1 protein-coding gene is annotated in these 237 nt (G+C 36.3%); it reads right to left on the bottom strand.

Annotated features, from left to right (window positions below; genetic code table 11):
* Positions 1-237: phosphotransferase (locus AC6UDB_RS07260; protein ID WP_500709595.1), on the bottom strand; the 237-nt coding region annotated here is incomplete at both ends.

Raw genomic sequence — 237 nt, 5'->3', positions numbered from 1 at the left:
CCCATATCCTTTCATAAACTCCTCTATTTCTTCTTTCCTATCCGTATAAAATGTAAGACTTTTTACAAGATAATAAATATCATAGTATGGATCAGATATCCCCGATGCTCCTACATCAATAAATGCTGCAATACGCCCCTTATGTATCATAACGTTTCCCGAACCATAATCACCATGCGTAAAAACCAGTTCTTCTGTCGACGCTTTATACATTTCCAAGAAATCCATCAATTGCTC

Source organism: Fructilactobacillus sp. X3R2C1, from assembly GCF_059901235.1.
Note: the sequence above shows the minus strand (reverse complement) of the source record. Positions and strands in the feature narration are given on the sequence as shown.